The organism is Pantoea sp. CTOTU49201, assembly GCF_032054795.1.
GTDB lineage: Bacteria > Pseudomonadota > Gammaproteobacteria > Enterobacterales > Enterobacteriaceae > Pantoea > Pantoea symbiotica.
In genome coordinates this window covers 1-5404 of record NZ_DAMBSA010000322.1, presented here as the reverse complement: position 1 = coordinate 5404, position 5404 = coordinate 1, and the positions used below count along the sequence as shown (strand labels likewise).

Annotated in this window: 5 protein-coding genes; 4 read left to right on the top strand and 1 reads right to left on the bottom strand. The window is 55.0% G+C overall.

Features of this window, described 5'->3' with window-relative positions; genetic code table 11:
- Both RTY00_RS18880 and RTY00_RS18875 read left to right on the top strand, forming a co-directional pair.
- On the top strand, positions 1-667 hold a 667-nt coding region (locus tag RTY00_RS18880; RefSeq protein ID WP_312665481.1), incomplete at its 5' end, for an NCS2 family permease.
- Between the two features lie 168 nt (positions 668-835).
- Complete coding sequence (locus RTY00_RS18875; RefSeq protein ID WP_312665479.1) at positions 836-1444, top strand: hypothetical protein; 609 nt, start codon at positions 836-838, stop codon at positions 1442-1444.
- Between the two features lie 51 nt (positions 1445-1495).
- On the opposite strand, the gene RTY00_RS18870 is transcribed toward RTY00_RS18875, so the two are convergent.
- Positions 1496-2944, bottom strand: a complete 1449-nt coding sequence (locus RTY00_RS18870) for an AMP nucleosidase (protein ID WP_312665478.1) — start codon at positions 2942-2944, stop codon at positions 1496-1498.
- Positions 2945-3345: 401 nt separating this feature from the next.
- On the opposite strand from RTY00_RS18870, the gene RTY00_RS18865 reads away from it, so the two are divergent.
- Together RTY00_RS18865 and RTY00_RS18860 are read left to right on the top strand one after the other, a co-directional pair.
- Complete coding sequence (locus tag RTY00_RS18865) at positions 3346-4461, top strand: branched-chain amino acid ABC transporter substrate-binding protein (RefSeq protein ID WP_154189990.1); 1116 nt, start codon at positions 3346-3348, stop codon at positions 4459-4461.
- 82 nt (positions 4462-4543) lie between these two features.
- On the top strand, positions 4544-5404 hold an 861-nt coding region (locus RTY00_RS18860), incomplete at its 3' end, for an ABC transporter permease subunit (protein WP_312665476.1).

Here is a 5404-nt window from a genome sequence, read left to right as displayed (position 1 = left end):
GACGCCATTTGGCGGCGAGTTCTCTGCTCCGCCTTCTATCGCGCCAACCTTTATGCAGCTGGATATCGCGGGTGCCTTTAACGTTGGTCTGGTGAGCGTAATCTTCGCCTTCCTGTTCGTGGACGTGTTCGATAATACTGGCACTTTGTTGGGTGTGACCAAGCGTGCTGGACTGGCGGATGAGCAGGGCAACGTGCCGAAAATGGGCCGTGCGTTGATCGCAGATAGCGCCGCCGCGCTGTTCGGCTCGCTGCTCGGTACGTCAACCACCACCAGCTATGTGGAATCTGCTGCGGGCGTCAGCGCCGGTGGCCGCACCGGTTTGACGGCAATTGTGGTGGCGATTCTGTTCCTGCTGAGCCTGTTCTTCTCGCCGCTGGCGGGCAGCGTACCGGTTTATGCCACCGCGCCAGCGCTGCTGTTTGTTGCGGTGCTGATGGCGTCTGGTCTGGCAGATATTGACTGGAAAGACATCACCACCGCCGCGCCGGTAACCGTGACTGCGCTGACCATGCCGCTGACCTACTCGATTGCCAACGGTATTGCCTTCGGATTCATCACCTGGACAGTGGTGAAACTGCTGAGCGGCCGCACCAAAGAGGTCAACCCGGCGCTGATCATTCTGTCGATTCTGTTTGTTATCAAACTGGGCTGGCTGAGCGCGTAAATGTTACTAAACGGAAGCCCGCTCGGGCTTCCGTGTCTGCTGTTGCATCCCTTCGTTTATTTTCTGCGTGTCACCTCGCAATCCTTTTTGATGCTCACTTTCCTTCAATCTCAAAACGGCCCAGGCTGTGCGTGTTGTTTAAACCTGCCCGCAAAAAATGTGCTTTGAATGGCGGGATCGTGGAATGTTAATGCTGCGCAAATCTGTTTCACTAACGGCGTGGTGGAACGATTGAGCAACGCGACGGAAGAGGACTCGGTGATGGATTACCCCATTAGCAATACAACTCGTGTGTTCCCACCGCTTATTTTTGACGTTGGAAACAAAGGAGATCATCAAATGGAACAATTAACCAAACGGGTTGAACAGCTGGAAAAAACCACGCAGCAGATTCAGACAGATGTTGCGGTGCTAACGGCGCGTTCAGAACATTTTGCCACCAAAGCGGATATCGAAAAGGTCAGAGCCGAGCAGGGCGTAATGCGTGTGGAGATCATGGGCGAGCTGGGGGCGCTGGAACAGCGTATCGATAAAAAGTTTGAGCGGATGGAAGAGAAGTTCGACCAAAAATTCGACAAAATCGATAAAAAGTTCGAAAGAATAGATGAAAAATTCGAGAGGATTGACGAGAAGTTTGAAAGAGTTGATCAACGATTCAATCAGTTGGAGGATAAAATATCTGCCTTCAATAACAGTATAACCTGGAAAATCATGATCCCGACCGGCCTTCTGGTGCTGGCGTGGTTTGTGCAGAATATCGTTTTGAAAATGTCATGACGCGCTTTAGTGCAGTGTTCCGGCCCTGTAAGGGCCGGAAATCCATCATCATTACCTGAACGGTGGCTCGTTAAAGGTTCTTAACTTCCTTGAATGCAGCTTATCCCCTTCAGCTCGCAGCAGTTCCACCGCGCAGATGCCGATCTGCAGATGCTCTGAAATCGCACCTTCGTAGAAACGGTTTGCCTGGCCCGGTAGCTTGATTTCGCCATGCAGCGGTTTATCGGATACGCATAGCAAGGTGCCGTAGGGCACGCGGAAGCGGTAACCCTGTGCGGCGATGGTGGCGCTTTCCATATCAACCGCAACGGCGCGGCTCAGGTTGAAGCGCAGCGCAGAAGCGGAGTAACGCAGCTCCCAGTTACGGTCATCGGTGGTGACCACGGTGCCGGTGCGCAGGCGCTGCTTAACTTCTTCACCGGGCATGCCGCTCACCGCTTTGGTGGCGTCATACAGTGCGCGCTGCACTTCGGCGATGCTGGGGATTGGGATATCTGGCGGCAGTACGCTATCCAGTACGTGGTCGTCGCGCAGGTAGGCATGCGCCAGCACATAGTCGCCGATGGTCTGGCTTTCGCGCAGTCCACCGCAGTGGCCAATCATCAGCCAGGCGTGCGGGCGAATCACCGCCAGATGGTCACAGATGGTTTTGGCATTGGACGGGCCAACGCCGATGTTCACCAGCGTAATGCCGCGACGATTCGGTGATGTCAGGTGCCAAGCCGGCATTTGGTGCTTCTTCCACGCCAGATCGGACATCATCGCCGTCGGGTCTTGAGTATCGGCGGTGATCACCACTTCACCGGCGCAGGCCAGGCTGTCGTAATGCGTGTTGGGATCCTGTACTTGCTCAATCGCCCAGCGCACGAACTCGTCAACGTAGCGCGTGTAGTTAGTGAACAGCACGAACGGCTGGAAGTGCTCTACGCCGGTGCCGGTGTAGTGGCGCAGGCGAGCCAGTGAGAAATCGGTGCGCAGCGCGTCAAAGTGCGACAGCGGGAAAATCGCATTGGCGTGGAACAGGCCGTCGGCGGTTTCATCACCGATTTGCGACAGTTCGGTGGTCGGGAAATGGCGTGCGATGCTGGCGCTCATTGAGCGGTCCAGTGACAAGCCATCAATCACATAAGGATAAGGAATTTCCTGCTGTGATGGCGCGACCTCAATCAGCACGTCGTACTCTTTCTCCAGCATCTGCAGCTGCTCGCTGAGATAGTGGCGCAGCAGCGCCGGGCGCGTGATGGTGGTGCTGTAGCTGCCGGTATGGGTAAAACGTCCCCATGCGCGGGTGCGATTTTTCTGCGGGCCTTCACCCAGCCAGGTGATGCTCAGCTGCGGATAAACAAACAGCCCTTGCTGGCGAGCGGCTTCATCCGGCAATTGTCCGCTGGTGGTGAAATCGCGAATAGCGTTGCGCAGCGCATCAACGGCTGCATGGTACAGGCGTTCTAATTCGTCCAGCGCTTGCTGGCTGCTCAATCCGTTCCGTTGTGTATTCATGGGTTCTCCTTCAGGAAACGTGGACCGTTTTCACCAGAGCATAGCGGATAAACCCAGCGCGACGATGAAGAATCTGTGATCGACCGCATTCTGCACCATCACGGTGCTGGTGTGTGGCGTAACCACAGCTATGTTTATGATCAGCAGGGATGTTACATCGCGTGTCTCCTGTTCTGGAGCGATGCCCGAGTAATAAATCGTCCACCTTCGCGGTATTGGCGAGCTTATTGCTTAGTTTTCAACCGTGGCCTTAATGAATCGATGTCTTTACTGAAAGAAGGTCGCCATGAATGGCGACCCTACGGGTTTGTGGGCCGCATGCTGTTTTGCCAAAGTTTCAGAAATTGATTTCTCCCATGCCGTGGTATGGCTCCGTTCCTGACCCGTTGAGGATTGAAAGCATGTCTTTGAAATTCATAAAACACCCAATGAAGGTGGCGATTGCAGGTTGTTTAAGCGTGGCCTTTTACGCTCAGGCAGATATTAAAATTGGTGTGGCCGGTCCGTTCTCTGGGCCCAATGCGACGTACGGCGCGCAATACTGGAAAGGCGCGAGCCAGGCTGCGGAGGATATCAATGCGGCGGGCGGCATCAACGGCGAGAAAATCGTGCTGGTGCAGGGCGATGACGCTTGTGAACCGAAACAGGCGGTATCCGTCGCTAACCGTCTGGTTGATCAGGATAAGGTGATGGCGGTAGTCGGCCACTTCTGCTCCTCATCCACCATGCCTGCCTCGGAAGTCTATGATGAGGCCGGCGTGCTGGCGATCACCCCCGGATCAACCAACCCGAAAATTACCGAACGCGGCATGAAAACCATGTTCCGCATGTGTGGCCGTGATGATCAGCAGGGCGCTATCGCTGCGGATTACATCATCGACAAGCTCAAAGCCAAGAACGTGGTCATTATTCATGACAAAGACACTTACGGCCAGGGGTTAGCGGATGCCACCAAAGCCTCGCTTGAAAAGCGTGGTGTGAAAGAAGTTTTGTATGAAGGCTTGTCGCGCGGTGAGAAAGATTTCAATGCGTTGGTAACCAAAATTGGCGCGCTGAAACCGGACGTGGTCTATTTCGGTGGCTGTCATCCGGAGGCCGGTCCGCTGGTGCGCCAGATGCGTGAGCAGGGCGTTAATGCCGCCTTCTTCTCCGGTGACTGCATCGTAACTGAAGAGATGGTGACGGCAGCAGGCGGCCCGCAATACACCAAAGGCGTCTACATGACCTTCGGCAATGACCCGCGCACCATCGCCGATGGCAAAGCGGTGATCGACAAATTCCGCGCCAGCGGATTTGAGCCAGAAGGTTACACCTTGTATGCCTACGCCTCCGTGCAAACGCTGGCGGCTGCTTACAAAGCGGCCGGTAAAGACAACGCTAAGGCCAGCGACTGGCTGAAAGCCAACAGCGTCGATACCGTGATGGGCAAAAAAGCCTGGGACAGTAAAGGCGATCTCAAAGTGTCGGATTACGTCGTGTATCAATGGGACGACAAAGGCAAGTATCACCAGCTGTAATGTGCCACGCGGCCCCGCGCGCTGCGGGGCCATTCGCGATTGAGCGCGAGGTGTGCGCTCCCATTGAGTACGAGACGACATTATGGACGCCTTCTTCTTACAGCAGCTGATCAACGGTTTAACGCTCGGTGCCGTATATGGTCTGATCGCCATCGGTTACACCATGGTTTACGGCATCATCGGCATGATCAACTTCGCCCACGGCGAGGTGTATATGATCTCCGCCTATCTGTGTGCCATTGGCTTATCGCTACTCAGCTTTTTCGGCATTCACTCCTTCCCGCTACTGATTTTCGGCACCTTAATTTTCACCATCATTGTCACTTCGGCTTACGGCTGGGCGATTGAGCGTATCGCTTATCGGCCGCTGCGTAACTCGACGCGCCTCGCACCGCTGATTTCGGCGATCGGTATGTCGCTGATTCTGCAGAACTACGTGCAGCTTAGTCAGGGACCGAATCAACAGGGCATTCCCACGCTGCTTACAGGCGTGTTGCGCATGGAGTTTGATGGCGGCGTGGTGCAAATCACCTGGACCAAAATCTTCATCCTGATCGCCGCATTTTGCGGTATGGCGCTGCTGACCTGGATTATCCAGTACACCAAACTCGGGCGTATTTGCCGCGCGGTGCAGCAGGATCGGCGTATGGCCTCGATTCTCGGTATCAATACCGATCGCGTTATCTCGCTGGTGTTCGTGATTGGTGCGGCGATGGCCGGATTGGCTGGCGTGCTGGTGACCATGAATTATGGCACCTTTGATTTTTACGCCGGATTTATCATAGGCATCAAAGCCTTTACTGCGGCGGTGCTCGGCGGCATCGGTTCACTGCCAGGCGCGATGCTCGGAGGTTTGCTGCTGGGCGTCGCGGAAGCGCAGTTCGCTGGCATGGTGAATTCTGACTACAAAGATGTGTTCTCGTTTTCGCTGCTGGTGGTGATT